This window comes from Actinomyces sp. S6-Spd3 (genome assembly GCF_000758755.1).
GTDB lineage: Bacteria > Actinomycetota > Actinomycetes > Actinomycetales > Actinomycetaceae > Pauljensenia.
Map to the genome: position 1 here is coordinate 39561 of NZ_JRMV01000196.1, position 20939 is coordinate 60499.

Here is a 20939-nt window from a genome sequence, read left to right on the forward strand (position 1 = left end):
CACGGCTTATCCCCCCAAGGAACAGGTGATTCGACTGATCAAGATCCCGAGATTTCCGACGTTAGCTTTGCTCAAACGAACACCGGTTTCGAAGGACGAACCCGCACCGCCTCGAGGCGTGAAGGTCGCGTAGCTTTGCGAGAAGTCATCCCACATCGAGCACTTCATGGGGAGAGCATCGGCGGCCCACGTGGAAGGCAGAGTTAGGCTAACCATCTGGCACTGAGCGACTTCTGCACCTCGAGCATTTCTTTCAGTACATTGCGTCGCAGTTGCGGTAAATGCACCTGGAACGTTGATCTTGACCGTATCCTTGTTGGTTCCCGAGAGCGTGCCCCACGTGGTTCCCAAGGAATTACGTGACCCGATTCCGACTTCGATGACCTGGCCGGGGTTCACAGAGACGGTCTTGCTTCCCTGAAGAACCTTGCCCATGGAGGCCTCAGACTCAGCGCCATTTGTCCTCTGCCAGAAGACAACCTCATCGGGGGCCAAGTAGCCTCCGGGCGGGGTCGCATCCCAGTTGACGATGACAGAGCTTCCAGTCATGGTGACCGTGAAGGACGGAGCTGTGGGCTTCGAGTTCGCCTTCACCGTGACGGGAACAGCGTTACCCGGCACATCCTGGCCATTCACATTTCCGACCTGGCGGATGAAAATCTGGATATCACCATCGGCTCCGACGTTGATGGTTTCGCCGCTGGTCACAGAATTCCACTGCCCATTTCCGCCAGAGCTTCGCGACCACTCCAAGTGCAGGTTGCGGTTATTGAAGCCCTGACCGGGTACGACAGCTAGGCCGTTCACCTTGGTCATTCCGTGCTCGCCCGTTGCGGTCGAGGAGAAGGACGACACATTCGGGTTCAGAGGCGAGGTGTAGACCTGGAACGCAACCTCAGATGAATCCGAGCTTTGATCGCGCCAGTTGTAGGCGCGGATCTTCACACGGTAGTTCTCACCGGTGGCGAGTTCAGCCGTGTACTCGTTCTTATCTCCGCCAACTTCACCAACGGAGCGACCGTTCACCTCGATGGTGTAACGCGTGATTTCCGCACCATTCGCATTGGGGGTCGGCCACGTGAAGCGGACACGTCCGCGGTCACCTGAACCACCAAGGTTCTCGACGCGAATACCATCGGTGCGCTCTGGCGGCCCGAAGGGAACGACCTTCTGCGAGTTCTGTGACGTCGGTGAAGGTTCTTCTGCACCGTTACGCGCCGAGATCGCAACCGAGTAGGTCTGACCGTTTCGCAGACCATCGACTCGGTATTCGGTCACGTTTCCGGGGACCTCAATCTGGCGTGCACCACCGTTCTCGTAGACGTAAAGCGTGTAATTACGGATTGCGGAGCCTTGGTTCGTCGGGGGCCTCCAGCGCACGATAATTGCACCGTTTTCGGCCTCGACGGTCGGAGGAAGCGGCGCTTCAGGACGCATATCAATGAGAACTTCAGCCGAGGCAGCCGAGGGATCGGAGGTACCGACCGCGTTGTGCGCGACAACCGTGAAGGAGTGACGAACACCGTTCTCAAGGCCATTCAACTGACATGAGCCAGACTCGCAGGAATAGCTGCGGCCGGTTGCACGGTCCGTCGCCGTGAATCCTGTAATAGTTGCACCGTTATCTGCTCCCGCCTGGAAGGTGACCAGAGCAGAACCGGGGCCGGTCGCCGTGACCGAGACATTCGTCGGAGCATCGGGACGGTCACGGACAACAAGTCGGACCTTGCCTTCGACGATACGATCCGGATCACCGGTTGCATCCATCAAACGGTACCTGACCGTCATCTGCCCGCGGAATCCAACGGCGGGAGTGATATTCAGGTTCGTGCCTTGGGGGTCAACAGTTCCTTCACCGATCTGGATGGAGGCACCGACAACGCGAATGGGCGTTCCCGGGAAGGGGTTGATCGTGTAGCGAGTCAGATCGACGACTTCGAGGCCGCCCGATCGTGCTGTCTCCAAAAGTGCATCGGAAACCTGGATGAGGGGGCGGGTCGATGCGACAACCGTGATGGGCAGCTGGCCGCTGACCGCACCGGCGCCATCATCAACGCTGACGGTCACCATGCCAACCGGACCCTTGGCACGGTCGACATCGGCGCGCACCAGCAAGGTGTGTCCGTCAAGGCTAATTGCCACGCCCTCGGGGAGGTTCGAAATCTCGTACTTGAAGCCAGCAGGATCCGCACCCTCTGGGTCACGCACCATCTGTGCCAGATCGACTGCGGTGGCTTCTTCACCTGCGGCGACCCGAACTCCGGTCGGAACGAAAGAAACGGGCTGGTTTTGAGTCGCCTCGACCTTCAAGGGAATAGTCAGTGTCGAGGTTAACGCCGAGTCATCCCCTGCCGCTCCATCGGAGACTTCGAAGGAGAAAGATGACTTACCAGACCACTCTGAATTCACATGGAAGTGAACGTGGCGGTCATCGCTCAGGGTCATGCCCTCATCAATGCCGGCGGAGGGACGCAGCGTCGCCGCATTGGTAATGCGCGGGCTGCGACCGTCACGAACAATGACGTAGTCGGCGATATCCAAGGAGACATCTTCACCGGCTCTCACCTTGACGGGAACCTTGGTGGTGTCAATAGCCGGGTGATTGCGTTCCAGTCCGGGGACGGACACAACCGCCGAGGAACTTAAACCATCAGCGTCAGTGATCGTGTAGACGATCAGCATGCGCTCTTCCTTCGGAGTAATCACCAGGTCAGAGCCGGAAACCTCGACTCCTTCGGCCTTCGTCGTGACGCGGAGGTTATTGACATCGCCATCGGGGTCCTCGTCATTAGTCAAGACCGAGACCTTAACAGTTCCACCCTTGGCGGGAAGCTGCGAGGCGGAAACGACGTCATCGCGCGCGATGGGCGGTTGAAGTTGGGCATCACTTGCGACGTTAATGGTCAATGTGCCACGTGAAACACCGCCGCGATTATCCGTGACCTGGTAGGACACCAAGTAGGAGCCGTCCGCGGCAGGAGTCGTCAGGAAGATGGAATTACCGTGAATTTCGGGCTTGAGTTCTTCCGTCGTGGTCTGCAGAGAACCCGGAACGAGCGAAATCGTATCGCCATCGGGATCGATGTCATTGGCAAGCACAGCGACACCAAGCTGCCTATTAGGACGGGTCAGAACCGTGTCTGGTACTGCCGTTGGCGGCTGATTCAAGGTAGCCGGAGGCGCGATACCAACGCGGACTCGCGCCGAGGCCTGCTTGCCCTGACGGTCTTCAACGATGTAGGTGAAGATATCGGTTCCAATGGTATTCGGGGCAGGGGTGTACTCCAGCCAATCGACGCCAAGCTCAACGGTGCCCTTGGTCGGGGATTGCTCGATACCAACAAGAGTCACCGAGTCACCGTCGGGATCGATGCCGTTCAAAGGCACGGAAATTCGCGTTGTTTCACCGCTGACCGCCCATGCAGTCAATGCCTTGGGCTGAGGCTGAGCATTCGTTCCGTTCTTCTCCAGAACCTCGAAAGTAACCGTTGAGGTTGCCATATTTCCGGCGCTATCGCGAACCGTGTAGGCCACGTGCATGACACCGGGGGTGTTGCCGGCCTCAAGGCGGACCAAGTTACCGGTCACGAAAGGCGTGCCCACGGCCTCGTTCGGGGTGTACTGAAGACTCGGGTCAACCTTCAGAGTCAATCCCGAAGGCGAACGGTCGTTGGCAAGCACCGGTACCGAGGCGATATCTCCGACGCGCACGCGAGTGCGGTCAGGCTGGAGCTCGGGCGGGAGTTTCGTATCTTCGGCAGTCGTTGGAACGACGGTCACACGTGCACGAGCTGTATTCGTTCCGTTGGAGACCACGTAGTCAAAGGAGACTGACGAATCCAAACCAGCGGGCGCAGTGATGCGCAAGAGGTGACGGTCAACCAGGGTAACTTCCAGTCCGAGGCCGTCGGGAACCTCGACCTGCTGAACAACCAAGACGCCACCAGCCGGATCGGAATCATTGTTCAGCGGAGCGACAAGGGCGGAACCACCCGCAGGAAGAACTGCCAAGTCGTCCTCGGCTACGGGGACTGCCTGTTCATCAACTTGGACAACATCGACTCGGACCACGCCCAAAGCGGTCGCGGGACCATCACTCACCGTGTAGGTGAACTGGTAAGAGCCAGGGGCCTGTGCGACAAAGTTGACGGTTCCCAGTTCAAGATCCGGCGTGATCTGGCTACCTGCAGGAGCAACAGAAAGTGCAACCAATGAGAGGTTGTCACCGTTGGGATCGGTGTCATTTGCCAAAGGAGAAATCGTCGTGATTTCGCCAGCACGCGCGACATAGAAGTCCGCGTTGGCGACCGGCGGAAGGTTACCGGGATTTTGGACATTGACGGTCAAAGTTCCCGAAGTGGTCGTACGGCCGTCAGAAACTTCCAAAGCGATGGTGTGGATTCCCACAGTGGCGCCCAGGTCACGAATCTGCAAAGTTCCTTCCTCACGGAACTGCAGCTCGATTCCTTCAGGGGCACGCGCGTTCGCCAAGAAGATTGGATCGCCGTCCGGATCCTGCCAATCTGTCAAAACGTTGTATTCAATCTGCGCGCGGTGTCCCAGAGCGATACCCGGATCGCGCAGCTGCTTGGGACCAGAATTCATATCCCACGGGTGGACGGTCACCGTCACCTTCGCGGTATCAACCGCCTGGCCATCTGAGGCCTCGTAGGTGAAGGAGGTACTTCCTGTTTGAGTATCACTAATATCTGTAATCTGCAGCGCTCGGCCACCGCGAGTGCGTGTGACCTTACCAAATTGAGGATCGGTCACTGGTCGAGCAGTTAGAACATCGCCGTCCGCGTCTGAATCATTGTTCAGAACGGGAAGAGTCGTTGTGCGTCCCGGGCGAATACCGAACTCATCATCGACTGCGTCGGGAGGCGTGTTGTGATCTTGTCTCTGGGGATCAGCAATCTGGTCCGTGATCTGAGGAGAATCTTCTTCCTTCTCCTTCTTATCAAGATTCGGGTCCTGCTTATCCCAGTCATCCATCAAGACCATATTGTGTTCGGGTAGCCATACGGATCCCGAAGTAGTGTCATTCAGGACGATTCGAGTGCGGTTTGTTCTAAAGACGATCGTCGTTGCCTTCTTTAAGGAATCAACGATCATCTGATTATTCAGGCTGGGATCCGTGCAGTTACGAACATATGCGCCCGATTTTGCCCATGCCCCATACGCGCATCCCTTATGGAAGACGGGGCGTGCGGGGGTTCCTGAAGCCCCATCACTTGATGCCGGGATCTTCGTGACCGCACCACCCTTGAGGGGGACCGAGATCAGTTCACGATCAGTTGCAAGAAGGACCGAAGAAGAATCCGGGCCGACATCTTGGAGGGTAACGGAAGCACTAATCCCATCATCTGCAAGATTGCGCAGGGAGCCATCGGGAAGAACCAGAACCCTGTTGCGAGTATCCAAGGCGACGGGCTGTTCACCAACAGCGGTCAGCACCAATTCGGCGTTAGCCGACAGCCCCTTGATGTCGGTGGACTTGAGACGGTCAAGCTGCCCCTCGCGAGTCACACTGATTCGTCGTCCAGCACGCGGGGAGATCGCAAAAAGAGTGCCCTTTTGGGAAACAGTTGCAACGCCTTGATCCATGTCGGTGGCAACTGCGCCCTCATCCGTGTAGGCGGTTGATGAAGGGCTGGATACCTGGGAAAGCCAGACCTGTCCCCCCGAGGCATCCATAACTGCCAAGCGCGAGCCGCCCTGAACAACGCGGGCATTTTCGGGCAGAGACGTTGCGGCACCCAGTGACACCTGAGCAACATCAACCGGGGCAACCGAGTGAGCGGTCTTATCGGTAAAGGTCACATCATTGCCGGACTGCCCGATATCGAATTCCGTCGTATTCGCTCGGAAAGCGCCGTCGAGGATTCGGGAATCGTAGTTCAGGTGGCCAACGAGTTTCTTCGAAGAATTCGTCACCCAAATGCCGCCGTCATCGACGTCGACTTCAGCGGTCGTAACGCCCTGGTGAAGAATGGCAAGAGTTGAAACAGTGACAGTGAAAGCCGCAACCAACGCAGCCGGGATCCGGCGTCGGTTCATGCGCTTTCGCTGAACACTATTCTTCTGCTTCATTTACTTCTCACCACTCTTGCACAGGATAGAGGTGTCGATTCTTAAAGTTGACCTCTTTTAGTGTCCCATGCACTGCCCTCATTTGAGGAACTGAAGTTCAATTTCACACAGGTCACTTCGAGCTTTTTCCCGGAATCTCGCGAAAAAATTCGCAGAAATTACATTCATGTACGTATTGAGTGCTGTGGATAAGACGCACACAAACCGGGCGGGGGCCTGCGCAACAATTCTCGCAGACCCCCGCCCGGCCTCGTACAACAAGTCACGGCGAACTCAAGGGGAACCACCCAAGGACGTCCACCGCTTGCGGCCTCACTGGCCGTTGAAGGTGAACTCTCGTTCTTCTCCTTCGCCCTTCACGCCGACAGTGACAACCTGCCCCGGAAGGATGTCCCCGAAGAGAATGCGCTCGGAAAGCGCGTCCTCGATATCGCGCTGAATCGCTCGACGCAGCGGACGAGCGCCCAGAACCGGATCGAAACCGCGGTCGGCAAGCAGCTCGCGCGCCTCGTCGGTGATCTGGAGCTTCATATCCTGAGCCTCCATGCGCTTGGCAAGGTTGGCGATCATCAGATCCACGATCTGCTTGATCTGCTCCTTGTCCAGCGGCGGGAAGACCACGACCTCGTCCACGCGGTTGAGGAACTCGGGACGGAAGTGCTGCTTGAGCTCTTCGTTCACCTTTGCCTTCATACGCGAGTAATCGTGAGTGATGTTCTCGGTGGACTGGAAGCCCGTGAGCACGCCCTTATTAATATCGCGCGTACCAAGGTTGGTGGTCATGATGATCACCGTGTTCTTGAAGTCAACCTTGCGGCCCTGCGAATCGGTCAGGCGGCCTTCTTCCAGAATCTGCAACAGCGAGTTGAAGATATCCGGGTGAGCCTTCTCAACCTCATCGAAGAGGACGACAGAGAAGGGACGACGACGAACCTTTTCGGTGAGCTCGCCACCCTCGTCGTAACCGACGTAGCCGGGAGGAGCACCGAAGAGACGCGAAGAGGTGTGCTTCTCAGAGAACTCGGACATATCGAGCTGGATCAGCGCGTCCTCATCACCGAAGAGGAATTCAGCCAGGGCCTTCGCGAGCTCCGTCTTACCCACGCCGGTCGGGCCGGCGAAGATGAAGGAGCCACCGGGACGCTTCGGGTCCTTCAGGCCGCTTCGAGTACGACGAATCGACTGAGCCAGAGCCTTAACCGCGGCGTCCTGCCCGATGACGCGCTTGTGCAGCTCGTCTTCCATCTTGAGCAGCTTCGCGGACTCGGTCTGAGTGAGCTTGAAGACCGGGATACCGGTCGACATAGCCAGAACTTCGGCGATATCGTCCTCCGTCACCTCAGCGATCGAGTCGCGCGAGCCATCGCGCCAGCTGGATTCCTTCTGCTTGCGCTCTTCGGTCAGCTTCTGCTCTTCATCGCGAAGAGCAGCGGCCTTCTCGAAGTCCTGATCGTCGATCGCGGACTCCTTATTGCGCTTCACTTCGGCGATCTTCTCGTCGAGCTCACGCAACTCCGGCGGCGCGGTCATGCGGGAAATGCGCAGGCGGGCACCGGCCTCGTCCATCAGGTCAATGGCCTTATCGGGAAGGAAACGATCCGAGACGTAGCGGTCGGCCAGCTCGGCGGCGGCCTGGATCGCAGCGTCAGTAATGATGACGCGGTGGTGGGCCTCGTAGCGATCACGCAGGCCCTTGAGGATTCCCACGGTCTCTTCGACGCTGGGCTCGTCGACCTTCACCGGCTGGAAACGGCGCTCAAGAGCCGCGTCCTTTTCGATGTACTTGCGGTATTCGTCGTTGGTGGTTGCACCGATCGTCTGCAGTTCGCCGCGTGCGAGCATGGGCTTGAGCATCTGCGAGGCGTCGATGGAGCCTTCCGCTGCGCCGGCACCAACCAGGGTGTGGATCTCGTCGATGAAGAGGATGATGTCGCCGCGAGTGCGGATTTCCTTGAGGATCTTCTTGAGGCGTTCCTCGAAGTCACCACGGTAGCGCGAACCGGCAACCAGCGCGCCCATATCGAGGCTGTAGATCTGCTTGTCCTTGATGGTTTCGGGCACGTCGCCGGCAACGATTGCTTGGGCGAGACCTTCGACAACGGCGGTCTTACCGACGCCCGGCTCGCCGACCAGAACGGGGTTGTTCTTCGTGCGGCGCGAGAGGATCTGCATGACGCGCTGCATCTCAGTGCGGCGGCCAATCACCGGGTCGAGCTTGTTTTCGCGGGCAGCCTGGGTGAGGTTGCGGCCAAATTGCTCGAGGATCGCCGAATTCGTCTGGCCGCTTCCGCTTGAGGAAGCGCCGACGCCAACGCTTTCGCGGCCGTCGTCGCCATTGCGCTGGTAGCCAGAGAGGAGCTCGATCACGGTCTGGCGGACCTTGCTAAGGTCTGCGCCGAGCTTGATGAGGACCTGCGAGGCAACGCCTTCGCCTTCCTTGAGCAGGCCGAGGAGGAGGTGCTCAGTGCCGATGTAGTTGTGGCCAAGCTGCAGCGCCTCACGCAGGCTCAGCTCAAAGACGCGCTTGGCGCGGGGGGTGAAGGGGATGTGTCCCTCGACGGGCTTTTCACCTTCGCCGATGATGTCGATGACGACTGAGCGAACGGCGTCCTTGTTGATGTCAAGGCTTTCGAGCGCCTTGGCTGCCACGCCCTCACCTTCAGTGATCAGGCCGAGAAGCAGGTGCTCTGTCCCGATGTAATTGTGATTGAGGCTGCGCGCTTCGTCCTGCGCGAGGACCACGACCCGTCGGGCACGGTCCGTAAAGCGTTCAAACATCGTTTCTCCCTTTTGTTCAGATCGCAGCGAGGCGCAGGCGACCTGGTTTTCACTGACTCCCACACTACGGGGAACTCAGGCCGCGCGCGCGTTTGTTCACCGAGGGCAGATGGGTTTTACGGAGCCTCGGAGAGTATTTCGGGCCCGATCCCATGCCCGATCCCATGCCCGATCCCGCGCCCACCTTCGGACAAAGTGCGTCAGAGTGCGAAAGGAAAGAACATGATCTGAACTCAGCGCCTTCGTTATGACGCACTTTGTCCGGGGGGTGAGGGGGAGGAAGGGGCAGGGGGAGGAGTGCGGGCGGTGACGGAATGCGGGCGGGGGAGGGGGAGAAGGGAGGAAGTGGAAAGACGCAGCCCCGGCGCAGCAAAACCACCGAAAACTGACAAAGGCCGGAGCTGTCACCAGCTCCGGCCCCCTCCTACGACTTTGCCTAGACCTCAATGACCAAGGTGTAGGGTCCGTCATTGACCAGATCGACCGACATCATTGCACCGAAACGCCCCGTTTCAACATGGATTCCGCGCGCACTCAGCTCATCAACAACGGCATCAACCAGCGGCTCTGCCACAGGCCCAGGCGCAGCCTTCGACCACGATGGGCGGCGGCCCTTACGCACATCGCCATAGAGAGTGAATTGAGAAACGATCAATACGGATGCCCCGCTGTCCTGAATCGAGGTCTCATCCTCGAAAATGCGCAGCTCAGCGATCTTACGTGCCAGAGTCTTCGCATTCTCAACCGTGTCATCATGAGTCACTCCAACGAGGACAACGGCTCCCGGACCATCAAAGGCTCCAACAACCTGGCCATCGACCGACACTGATGCGCGAGTAACGCGCTGCAAAATTCCACGCATGGGAGTGCTCCTTGGCTCCTCAGTTCATCATCCGCTTGTAGCTGTGCCATCCCATAGTTACCAGCGAGACAAGCATCCGGGCAAGACTGAGGCTTTACCGGCTACCTATTGACTTCCCACCAAGTGCCGGAATATCTGGACGGCGCAATTCGGGATTATGCAATCCGGCCCCCGGACGTTCCTTCGGCGATACCGAAGATTTCCCGTCGACCGGCACGATCAACTCTTGCGCAGCTGCGATTCCATCCAAATCCAGCACGACCTGGGGCGGAAGGGCGCGCGAAACCAGTGCCAGTGCAATCGGGCCCATATCTGCATGGCGCGCAACCGAGGTCACCATTCCCACGCGACGACCGCTGAGTTCGATGAATTGTCCCCGCTGGGGGATGTCGCCCCTGGATCCGTCCAGTTGGAGGAAAACCAATCGGCGTGCGGGCCGCCCCAGATTCAAGATTCGCGCGACGGCTTCTTGCCCTCGGTAGCAGCCCTTGTTCGTGTGCACTGCGGTTCGCAGCCAGTCCAGTTCCGCGGGCATGGAGCGCCCGTCGGTTTCATATCCCAGACGAGGCCGCCACGCCGCGATGCGCACTGCTTCCCACGCGTTTATTCCCGCTGCGCGGCGCTTAGGCTGGTCATTACTCCAGGCCTGCCAGAACTCGCGCGCTCTTTCCTTGGGAATCAGGTGGATATGGAAGGACACATTCTTTCCCGGGTGCGAACCACGGAAGTACTCCGCTCCCCCGTCGACCACGCCTGGCCACGGGTCATTCCAGGTCATCTCGACCTGTTCATAGTTGGAAACACCACTGTTTCCAACGCTTCCAAGGATCCACCAACCTTGGGAGAGAGTGACTTCAACGCGGAGCGCGAAACGCATGGAGTTCAGCCAATCCGCAAGGCCCTGCGCGCTTTTGCGTTCCGTCACGAGGTAGAGCATTTCCCCGTCGTCGATCACGCCGGCCGCGTATTCGATGTGGCCCTGAGGGTCGAGGATCAAGAGCTCCCGCGATTCCCCCGCTTCGATTCCGGTGAGGATTTGACTGGAGATTGAAGTGAGCCACGTCAAGCGATCTGGTCCGCGAACTTCGACGATGGCAAGATCGGGACGATCAACCAGCGCGCGACCCGCTTCTAGAGCCCACTGTTCTCCGGAAGGATCACCGTAGTGGGCGATAGCGCCATAGCCGGCCGCCCCAGATTCCTGCACGGTATTCTCCGCGCCGCCAGTCGCTTCTTCGAGGTCCCCTTTCGTCTGATCAGCGTCAAGATCATCGAGCACAACAGCGCCGGGAAGCTCTGCCAGCGGAGACACCCACTGCGCGTCACCGCCGCTTCCTCCGTCACCGAGGCCGGCTCCCCCAATCCCCGAAGAGAAACCTTCTCCGACCAGCGTCACTTACTCTTCACCAGCCTCTTCATTGACGCGCATGAGACGTCCCGACAATTCAACCTTGTCTTCTTCACCGTCACGCTGCTTTTCGTTCGCCCACAACATTTCGCCGGCAACGAGGCCGTACATTCGCGAAAAACGTTGGTAGACAGTTGCCGCGGGATCACAAATCAGAGCATCTGTTTCCATCTGAACGCGCGGCCCCATGGAGCGCCCCACCCAACGAGCGCAATAACCGTCACTTTGCGCACCCTGCGCGACCATTTCACGGGTCTCAAACTGGCCGGGTTCAGGCAGCACTCCGGACCCGGGAAGTAGAGACACATAGAGCGTTTCTTCGTGCATGAGATCGCCAATTTCGAGGGCTGCCACGCCCGTGGCTGCATCCCAGATGGGATCGATCGATTCACGTGCGCTCGCAGAGTAAATCCTTGTCACGAGCTTCATCTGAACGCCGCTAATCAGACCCTCGACCTCTTCATAGATCGGCTGATCTTCGCCTTCATCGACGCTGAGCATCCCCCAGCCTTTCCATTGGCCGAGCATCCAAGCCAACGGGGCGATTTCAGTGGGCAGATTTTCTGGAATGACCATCATGCATCCAGACTAAGCGGCCCCACCTTCATCTGCGAACCGAAATTGACTGCCACCACCCATCCGTGCGCGAATACCCACATGGACCGGGGTCTCGAGGCAATGGCTCCCCTAAGCGAACGCCCCACGTCAAACGGGTCTCACACAGGGATTACGCGGCCAATCACTCCACGCAAGCCCCCGGACACTACCAACCAGCCACGGCCTCGGAAATCGGCTAAATCCCGCCGATCCGGAACATGATGTACACGGGCAAGGCGGCGAGCAGGAACTTCGCGCTCCCACGCGCAATCGCTCCCATCGTCGGCCGCGCCCACTCGGTATCCCCCATGAAACCATCCAAAACGATGACAACCAGGGCAACCGCAATTCCCGTAAACACTCCCAAAATCACGACAGCTGTCGTCAGCCCCGAATAGGCCGCGAGGCCGGGCAGAACGATCGGACTCAGGTCCGCACTTTGGCCGAGCTTCCACACGGCGACGGAGGCCAGGACGCCCGACAATAGCGCCGCTCCAAGCGCGCCGAAAGACTGCGAACGAAAACTCGCGCCAATCTGATCGCCCCACACCGTGCACGAGACAATCACGCAAGCGATCGGAACCGCGATCCTCCACCCCTGCGAGGAGGCAAGGGTCACCCATGAAGACGCGGAAACAACTAGGAGCAGCGCGGTCATCGAACTCATGAGCGAAGAAGTCGTCGAGCGCGCCGCCCACACGACCCGCCCGCTCTTCGAATAATCACGCGGCGTTGAAGCCGTAAAAACCTCGACAATCACAAGGCCAACCGTCCCCAACCCCATGACGGCAGTTGCCGCCATAAGGTCGGCGGTGAAAGTTACGACGCCCGCAGAAACACAGCCCGCGAGGCCGACCGTGACCTGGGCTGGGACCGTGACCTTCGTGTTCGTCAGCGATGGCCATCCCGCCGCCAGCAGGCACGAGGCCAAGGCGACGACAACCGCGCACGCCCAGGATTCCCATGGTGAGAACCAGAGGGCACAGGTCGCGACGGAGAGAAACAGCACCGTAAGAGCGGATGTGTGGAGGCCGCGACGAAGCTCGGGTTTAATCGACCGATGCTCGTGAGAGTGCGTGCTCGAGTGGCGGCCTTCAGCCGCAAGCGCGAGTTCTCCCGCTCGGATACCGTGGCGAACACGAATGATACCTGTGCTCAGTGTCACGGGTTCAATCGTGTCGTCGTACTCGAGAACACTACGCGAAACCTGGGTGGGGCTTTCTTGCGCGGATTCTTCCACCGCGCGTTGAGCAGCGAGTTCACGCTGGCGTTCGCGGCGCGAGGGTAGTTTCGGAGGGGATGACTCGAGGTTCTCCATTCCTCTATAGTCCCACATGGATGCCTCCGGGGTCTTAATCCCAGCGCGGAGCCCCATCATGCGCATGGCACGCTCGTGTTCTATGCTCATGCATGCGCACCGAGTTGTTAAGCCCCGGGCTCCAACTTCTGCCGCTACGAGCGGCCTTCGCGCCGACAGGCGCTTTCGGCTCGGTGCGCGCTTTTTTATGCGCAAATGACGCCCACACGCACCAACGCCGCGCTCCCCTCAACATGGAAACGCGGCGCCGGCCTTAAAAATCACGTCGTGTCGGAGGACTACTCCCCAAGCAGCGGGAAACGAATCACCGTTGCCTCGCGACCGGGACCAACACCAATCGAAGAAATCCTGCAGTTCACAAGCTCTTCGAGGCGAAGGATGTACTTCTGTGCGGCCTCGGGGAACTCATCGAAGCTCCGGCAGCCGGTGATGTCCTCGCTCCAGCCCTCGAGCATCTCGTAGACGGGGGTCGCGCGCGCGAAATCAACCTGATCCGGCGGCATTTCATCAACGACAACGCCATCAAGCTCGTAGCCGACGCAGACGGGAATTTCCTTGTAACCGGTGAGAACGTCGAGCTTGGTCAGGCACAAGTCGGTCAGTCCGTTGACACGCGTTGCGTAGCGAACGACAACGGCATCGAACCAACCGGTACGACGCGGGCGCCCAGTGGTGACGCCAAATTCTCCGCCGCGCGTGCGCAGGTCGTCACCGACCTCGTCGGTGAGTTCGGTCGGGAAGGGGCCCTCTCCCACGCGAGTCGTGTAGGCCTTTGCAACACCGACAACGCAATTGATTCGAGTCGGGCCAACGCCCGCGCCCGCGAGTGCGCCACCGGCCGTTGGGTTCGATGAGGTCACGAAGGGATAGGTGCCGTGATCGATATCGAGCATGGTTGCCTGGCCGCCCTCAAAGAGGACGGTATCGCCGCGATCGAGCGCGTCATTGACGACCAAGGAGACGTCGCACATCATCGGCTCAATGCGATCGGCGAAGGACAGGAGATGGTCGGTCACCTCGGTGGGGTCCAGGGTAGGCAGGCCCACGGCCTCGAAGATCGTGTTCTTGGGGGCGAGCGCGGCCTCGACCTTGGCGCGCAGCGTCTCGGGGTGGAAGAGGTCCTGGATGCGGATACCGATGCGGTTCATCTTGTCCGCGTAGGTCGGGCCAATGCCGCGTCCGGTCGTGCCGATCTGGTTATTGCCGCGGGCGCGCTCGTTGGCTTGATCCATGAGGCGGTTGTAGGCGGGGATGATGTGCGCGTTTGCCGAGATCAGCAGGCGCGAGCAGTCCACGCCTCGTGCCGTGATGGTCTCGATTTCATCGAAAAGAACATCGAGGTCAACGACGACGCCGTTACCGATGATCGGGGTGACGCCTTCGGAGAGGATTCCCGCGGGCAGGAGGTGGAGGGCGTACTTCTCGCCATCGATGACGACCGTGTGTCCCGCGTTGTTGCCGCCGTTGAATTTAACGACGTAGTCAGTGTGTTGTCCCAGCTGGTCGGTAGCTTTTCCCTTGCCTTCGTCGCCCCATTGGGCGCCGAGAACGATGACGGCGGGCATGTTTTCTCCGTTATTCAATGCGTTGAGCGGGTATATGAAGTGATCGCGTCAGCGAAGGCGCAACAGGCATAGTTTAGCCGAGGATTGCCGAGGCCGGGTTGAGCGGGCTATCTTGTCGCCAAGCAGGTGCTACCGACCTTGTCGCCGCGTTGTGGACCGTTAACGGTCGGGAGGCAGTATTCCGCATGTCCGCTGATTCCACAATAAAAAGGCCTGCGCGCAGGAAGGACACCCACGCGCAGGCACAAGATCAGTGGCGATATTTCACTTGGCTCCGACGATGACAATGGCGAGCCACGCCGTTGCAGAAGAGAGCGCTGCGAAGAGTTCGATGGCAACAGACCACCCGAACGCTTTCAGAACTTGGAGTGTCGAGGCCGTCGCTGTCTGTTTGTCCGTGGCACGAAGGTATTCAGCAATGTAGGTAGCCGCGACCATTCCGATGAGCAATCCGAAGGGGAAAGCCGCCACAAGTCCCGTCAGCGCAGAGAGGAACCATCCCACGAGGCCACCGAAACCACCCCAGACCAGTGTCGATTTGGGGATTCCTGCTTTAGCGATCTGCCGCGCGGGAATCACATATTTAAGAATCGCAGCAATTCCCAGAAGGACCGCAGCGATCGCGAAAACAGTCCAGGCGATTCCCGTTCCCGTCATCCACGCCCAGACAAAGATTGCTCCACCAATGAAAGGCGAAGATGGCCAAACTTGAACGACTGCACCGATGATGCCGACGAGAATGACCAAGCCGATGATGATTAGACCAATTGAGCTCATGAGCGGATCATAGCATTCTTGAATCTGAAATTTTTCAGTGAGTAATTGACTGACGCTACTCAGTCCTGATTTCGGCCTTATTCGGCTTTGATTTGCACCCACAATAAAAGACACAATAAGGTGCCAAAGCGCATCCCTGCAGCAAAGGAGTGAACGATGGGTTTCATTAAACACCGAGATCCCAATAAACATCCCGGTTTTCTTACAACGTCGGTCGCTCGCTATTCAGCGATGTACCCGGTCAATGAATCGCCCGAGCACGCTGTGGGACGCTGCCTTGATTTTTGGAATCGCTTTGGCGCGCGTGGGGAAACTCCCGGATACAGGGAGGAACTTGCCCTTCACGGGTGGACGGGCACCGAGATCATTATCGGCTCGGACCTCAAAGAGTTGCTATGGTCGGGAATTTCTGATGATTGGGTGAACTTTGCGCCGCGTTTATTCCCGCAAAAGCTCAAGCGTTCGATGCTCGGGAGGAACCGGGTGCTGGTTGCCGCGCGCCGCGCGTCCGCAGAAGGAGAGTTCTTTACTGAGCTTTACTGCACTCCAAGCGACATCATCGCGAATAACGACTCGATTCTGAACGATGTTTTATACGAGACACTGCACCAGTTCGAAGAGGAATACCGAAACACTGGTCTCTTGCGCGGGGGTGCAACGTATTTCTACGCCGCCGACCTGCCGAAAGACCACTTCTTAGAGACGCAAAACATCTACTGCATCCGCAGAGACGTCAAGCGCCGCCGCAAAGGCAAGATTTAAGGAAATGCCCCCTGCGCAGGCAGGGGGCATTATTCGCATTGAGCGCTACTCTCGCTACTTTTCTGCGCGTGCGCGACGAAGCGAATCAACCTCGTAGAGGGCAATTCCCGTGGCAACTGCCGCGTTGAGCGATTCCACCGCCGAGGCGATCGGGATCGACACGATCTGATCGCAGGTCTGACGAACCAAACGAGACAGGCCACTTCCTTCGGCGCCGGTGACGACGACCAGCGGCCCATCGGCAAGCTTGAGATCGCGCAATTCGGTGTCGCCGCCCCCATCGAGGCCGACAACGAAGAAACCGGCCTTCTTGCAGTCTTCGAGCGCTCGCACAAGGTTTGTCGCACGCGCAACAGGCACGCGTGCCGCCGCTCCTGCCGAGACCTTCCATGCAGTGGTGTTCACGCCTGCACTGCGGCGCTCGGGGATAATCACACCGTCCGCGCCAAAAGCACCAGAACTACGCAAGACAGCACCCAGGTTATGCGGGTCAGTGACCTGATCTAGGGCTACCAAGAGCGGGATATCCAGCTGCTGCAAAGAGTCCGCAATAAGATCCTCGACGTCGCGGTATTCGTATCCGCGCACTTCAATGGCGACGCCCTGGTGGACCGCACCGTCAGTTGCGACGTCGAGATCGCGGCGCGTGACCTCGTAGACCGGCGCTCCCATTCCCGAGGCCAGGCGGACAACTTCTTCAACGCGGTCGTCCTTCACGTTGTCAAGGACAAAGACACGTTCGATGGGCACTCCCGCGCGCGCGGCCTCGGCAACGGGATTGCGGCCGGCGATCAGCTCGTGGCCCTCGGCGATCTTGATCGAGGACTTGGCTCGAGCACGCGCGATGGCGGCCTCCTGGGCCTCGCGGGCTTCGCGGGCCTTCTTGCGCTTAAAAGCGGGATGGTAGGTGCGGTCCTCGGCCTTGGGCGTCGGGCCTTTACCTTCGAGGCGACGGCGCGAGTGACCGCCAGTGCCGACCTTTGGGCCTTTCTTCGAGCCCGGTTTTCTTACGGCACCGCGACGTCCATCATTTCCAGCCATCGTGTCTCCTTGTTTCGTCGTGAACTGACACAAGCATACGGTCTTGGGACACATCGGGGTGGCGAGGGCGCGCGTGGGCTAATTTACACTCCACGCGGATCCCTCCTGCCTTTGATGTGCGCGGACTACCCGATGCTCCAGGTTGCTCCGTCTTTTCCGTCGGCGACCTGGACTCCCGCTTCTGCGAGGCGATCACGAATCTGGTCAGCTGTTGCCCAATCCTTGTCGGCGCGCGCCTGGGCACGCTGCTCGAGGAGAGCGCCAACCAGCACGTCAAGTGCGTGCTTTTGTGGGTCATCCCCGGTATTTCCCGAGGCCGACGCACCCGTACCTGCATTTGCCCACTGCGGCGAGGCCGGGTCCAAACCGAGCACATCAAGCATGGAACGGACCAGGATTTGCTGGCGTTTAATGGCCTGAGAATCACCGTCAGCCAAGGCAATATTGCCCAGCTTGAGTTGTTCGTGGATTGCGGCAAGCGCGCCGGCAACATTGAGGTCGTCGTTCATTGCCTGAGTGAATGCTTCGGGGAGTTCTTCGGGACTCAAGAACAGTTCCTCCGGGCTTGCTTCACCTACGGCCTCAATCGAGCGAGTGACAAAAGTGGAGAACTTTTCCCATGCTGCGTTCGCATCCGGGAGAGTGTCCGGCCCCCACTCGATGGCACTGCGGTAGTGCACGGTCGAGAGAGCCCAACGCACCGCAGCTGCTGGGAAATCCTCCGTGAGGGTGTCGATCGAGAGCACATTTCCCAAGGACTTCGACATTTTTTCGCCCTTGGTGGTCACCCATGCGTTGTGGACCCACAGGCGCGCGAAGTCCCAGCCGGCTCCGTGAGACTGAGCCTGCTCATTTTCGTGGTGAGGGAAGCGCAGATCGATTCCTCCGCCGTGGATATCAAAAGCCTCACCCAAGTAGCGGTACGACATTGCCGAGCACTCGAGGTGCCAGCCCGGGCGCCCCTTCCCCCAAGGAGAATCCCACGAGGCCGTGGCTGGTTCTTCGGGCTTTGCGGCCTTCCAGAGCGCGAAGTCGCGCGGATCCTTCTTCCCCGCCTCGGTTGCCGAATCAATCTGCGATTCGTCTTCCGTCGTTCGCATATCTTCCAGTCGCTGGTGAGTGAGGGAACCGTAATCTTCCTGAGAACTCACGCTGAAGTACACGTTTCCCGCGCCATCGCTGTATGCGTGGCCGCGGTCAATGAGCCGCTGCACGAGTGCGATTTGTTCGGGAATATGACCCGTTGCGCGAGGCTCATAGGTAGGTTCCAGAACGCCAAGCTTCTGGTATGCGGCGGTGAACTCGCGTTCGAAGCGCTGAGCCCACGCCCACCACGGAACCCCGGCCTGAGCAGACTTATTCAGGATTTTGTCGTCGATATCAGTGACATTGCGAATGTAGGTCACTTCCAGACCTGCGCGCTTGAGCCAGCGGATCAGTGAATCGAAAGCAACCGCCGAGCGCAAATGGCCGACGTGGGGGGACCCCTGAACAGTCGCACCACACAGGTAGATTCCCACGTGTCCGGGAATCACCGGTTCCAGCGGCTGGAGGCGTGCAGTTTTCGAATCGTACAGATGAAGGCTCATGCTCTCATGGTAAACGGTGCCACCTGCATCTGGAGACCAGTTCAGTTCCCGGGACCGTGTAAACGCAGAGAAATTACCTTCCTGGCTGCACCCGCGTGCGGATCAGTTCCTTGAGAGCATCAACATCGCGAGGCAATGCAACGACCTTCTGTTCGTGCCCCTCGATATCCGCAAAACGCAGCGGGACCGGAGGAACAAAGCCCACGGCCTCGGCAATCGTTTCTTCAAACTTCACGGGAAGCGCGGTCTCCATCACGACGACGGGGCCCTCCAGCTGCCCAGCGACCTGGCGGGCAACCTGCACGCCGTCAGCAGTGTGGGGATCGAGGAGGTAGTGCGATTCCTCCCAGGTGCGGCGGATTTGGGCCAGTCGATCACTATGCGTTGACGAGGCCGCGCAGAAGCCAAAGCGCTCGCGAAGTCCTGCGAATTCTTCGGTTTGCGAGAGATCAAAGTATCCCTTGGCCGCGACCTGGGTGAAGAGCTCACGCGTGCGCGTGGCATCTCGGCCCACGAGATCGAAGATGAATCGTTCAAAATTCGAGGCCTTTGAAATATCCATCGAGGGTGATGAGGTTGCCAGCGTATCTTCACTTCCGCGGACTCGGTACACGCCAGTCCTGAAGAACTCTTCAAGGACATTATTTTCATTGGTCGCAACCACCAAAGCACCCAAGGGAAGTCCCATTTGGCGGGCAATATGCGCAGCGCAGATATTGCCGAAGTTGCCGGAGGGAACACACACGTTCACTCGCGCGTCTCCACCAAGGCGCTCACTCAGGCGCAACCATGTCGCGATGTAGTAGACAACTTGGGCCAACAGGCGCGCCCAGTTGATGGAGTTGACGGCACCGACGTGCCACTGCTGCTTGAATTGCGCGTCGATGTTAACGGCTTTGACGAGGTCTTGACAGTCATCGAAAACGCCGTCAACAGCCACGTTAACGATGTTCTCATCGAGGAGAGAGAACATTTGTGCGCGTTGGAAAGGCGTCATACGACCGGCGGGCGTCAACATGACAACGCTCAGGCCCTTGCGCCCACGGAGGGCGTACTCGGCGGCGCTTCCCGTATCACCCGAGGTGGCACCGACGATGGTGAGCCAATCTCCGCGGCGCTCAAGTTCATACTCGAAAAGCTCGCCGAGCAGCTGCATGGCCATGTCCTTGAATGCGGCTGTGGGGCCGTTGGACAGGTGTGCGAGCCAGAGGTTTTCTTCCTTGCTCAGGCAAGTCACGGGGACAATCTCAGGGTCGGAAAAGACCGGAGTGCGGTAGGCGCGAGCGCAGATGGCTTCAATATCTGGACGGGGAATATCGTCGATAAACAGCTCAAGAACTCGCGCTGCAAGGGCCGCATAACCGCGTTCCTTAAGTACGCTCGCCCATTCACTCAGCTGATCGTTGCTGAGCGAGGGGTAGCTTTCGGGCAGGTACAGGCCACCATCAGGCGCGAGTCCTGCGAGCAGAATGTCGCAGAAGGACGCGGAAGTGGCCTGGGTGTCTCTGGTCGAAATGTAACGCACGGTCTCACCCTACCGTGAGCGCAGGCAGGCGGCGGGGTGAATCGATTCATCTGAGACGCTTTGCCTGAGATGGGAAAAACTGTACGCAAATGCCGGCGAGGGCATTTAGGCTACTGGCATGAGTGAAATGCCTTCCCCTTTTCGTGTCGGACACGCAATCGATGTCCACGCCTTCGCTTCATCCGTTTCGCCCCATGACGGGAAAACGCTGATGCTTGCCTGCCTGGAATGGCCGGGGGAAACCCCGCTTGAAGGACACTCTGATGGGGATGCCGCTGCCCACGCGACCTGCGATGCGCTTCTCGCCGCAGCCGGCCTCGGAGATCTGGGGACAAACTTTGGAACCGACCGCCCCGAGTGGTCAGGTGCCTCTGGGCAAGCGTTCCTCACGGAAGTACGACGCATGCTTTCCGACGCCGGATGGGCGATTGGAAACGTGACCGTCCAAGTAATCGCAAAACGACCCCGAATGATGAAGCGACTACCCGAAGCCTCAGAAAAGATGAGCCAGATTCTGGGAGCTCCCGTCTCTGTCTCAGCTACAACAACTGACGGCCTCGGTTTCACCGGAAGGGGGGAAGGAATCGCAGCAAGCGCAACAGCACTGATTTTCCGCGCGTAAGG

13 protein-coding genes are annotated in these 20939 nt (G+C 59.0%); 2 read left to right on the forward strand and 11 right to left on the reverse strand.

Annotation, left to right across the window (positions count from 1 at the left end; genetic code table 11):
• Window positions 1-6: 6 nt before the first annotated feature.
• The 8 genes from HMPREF1627_RS01280 to HMPREF1627_RS01315 all read right to left on the reverse strand — a co-directional run bounded on the left by HMPREF1627_RS01280 (window position 7) and on the right by HMPREF1627_RS01315 (window position 15398).
• Entirely contained in the window at window positions 7-6093 is a 6087-nt protein-coding gene (locus HMPREF1627_RS01280; protein ID WP_034500430.1) for an Ig-like domain-containing protein, read from the reverse strand.
• Between the two features lie 312 nt (window positions 6094-6405).
• Window positions 6406-8871 carry an ATP-dependent Clp protease ATP-binding subunit gene (locus HMPREF1627_RS01285; protein WP_034500431.1) on the reverse strand — a complete coding sequence of 822 codons (2466 nt, stop codon included), beginning with the start codon at window positions 8869-8871 and terminating at the stop codon, window positions 6406-6408.
• A gap of 436 nt (window positions 8872-9307) precedes the next feature.
• A complete protein-coding gene (gene dtd, locus HMPREF1627_RS01290) occupies window positions 9308-9733 on the reverse strand; it encodes a D-aminoacyl-tRNA deacylase (RefSeq protein ID WP_034500432.1) in 426 nt (141 codons plus the stop codon).
• Between the two features lie 94 nt (window positions 9734-9827).
• Window positions 9828-10940, reverse strand: coding sequence for a folate-binding protein (locus tag HMPREF1627_RS01295; protein WP_234305197.1), 1113 nt, complete (start codon window positions 10938-10940; stop codon window positions 9828-9830).
• 189 nt (window positions 10941-11129) lie between these two features.
• A complete protein-coding gene (locus HMPREF1627_RS01300) occupies window positions 11130-11720 on the reverse strand; it encodes an FABP family protein (protein ID WP_034500433.1) in 591 nt (196 codons plus the stop codon).
• Between the two features lie 214 nt (window positions 11721-11934).
• Window positions 11935-13146, reverse strand: a complete 1212-nt coding sequence (locus HMPREF1627_RS10685; protein ID WP_234305189.1) for a hypothetical protein — start codon at window positions 13144-13146, stop codon at window positions 11935-11937.
• 188 nt (window positions 13147-13334) lie between these two features.
• On the reverse strand, window positions 13335-14621 hold the full coding sequence (locus HMPREF1627_RS01310) for an adenylosuccinate synthase (protein ID WP_034500434.1): 1287 nt from the start codon (window positions 14619-14621) through the stop codon (window positions 13335-13337).
• 264 nt (window positions 14622-14885) lie between these two features.
• Window positions 14886-15398 (reverse strand): DUF456 domain-containing protein, encoded by a 513-nt coding sequence (locus HMPREF1627_RS01315; protein WP_034500435.1) that lies wholly within the window; start codon window positions 15396-15398, stop codon window positions 14886-14888.
• 156 nt (window positions 15399-15554) lie between these two features.
• Here HMPREF1627_RS01315 and HMPREF1627_RS01320 point away from each other — a divergent pair, with 156 nt between their 5' ends.
• The gene (locus HMPREF1627_RS01320) at window positions 15555-16160 is read left to right on the forward strand and encodes a hypothetical protein (protein ID WP_234305190.1); all 606 of its coding nucleotides are present in this window, start codon (window positions 15555-15557) and stop codon (window positions 16158-16160) included.
• 54 nt (window positions 16161-16214) lie between these two features.
• Here the strand turns inward: HMPREF1627_RS01320 and rlmB are convergent, their stop codons facing one another.
• The 3 genes from rlmB to thrC all read right to left on the reverse strand — a co-directional run bounded on the left by rlmB (window position 16215) and on the right by thrC (window position 20315).
• Window positions 16215-17201, reverse strand: a complete 987-nt coding sequence (rlmB, locus tag HMPREF1627_RS01325) for a 23S rRNA (guanosine(2251)-2'-O)-methyltransferase RlmB (RefSeq protein WP_034500436.1) — start codon at window positions 17199-17201, stop codon at window positions 16215-16217.
• A 125-nt stretch (window positions 17202-17326) separates the two neighbouring features.
• Complete coding sequence (cysS, locus tag HMPREF1627_RS01330; protein WP_034500437.1) at window positions 17327-18790, reverse strand: cysteine--tRNA ligase; 1464 nt, start codon at window positions 18788-18790, stop codon at window positions 17327-17329.
• Between the two features lie 73 nt (window positions 18791-18863).
• Window positions 18864-20315 carry a threonine synthase gene (gene thrC / locus HMPREF1627_RS01335; protein ID WP_034500438.1) on the reverse strand — a complete coding sequence of 484 codons (1452 nt, stop codon included), beginning with the start codon at window positions 20313-20315 and terminating at the stop codon, window positions 18864-18866.
• Window positions 20316-20433: 118 nt separating this feature from the next.
• Here thrC and ispF point away from each other — a divergent pair, with 118 nt between their 5' ends.
• Window positions 20434-20937 (forward strand): 2-C-methyl-D-erythritol 2,4-cyclodiphosphate synthase, encoded by a 504-nt coding sequence (gene ispF, locus HMPREF1627_RS01340; protein WP_034500439.1) that lies wholly within the window; start codon window positions 20434-20436, stop codon window positions 20935-20937.
• Window positions 20938-20939 lie beyond the last annotated feature (2 nt).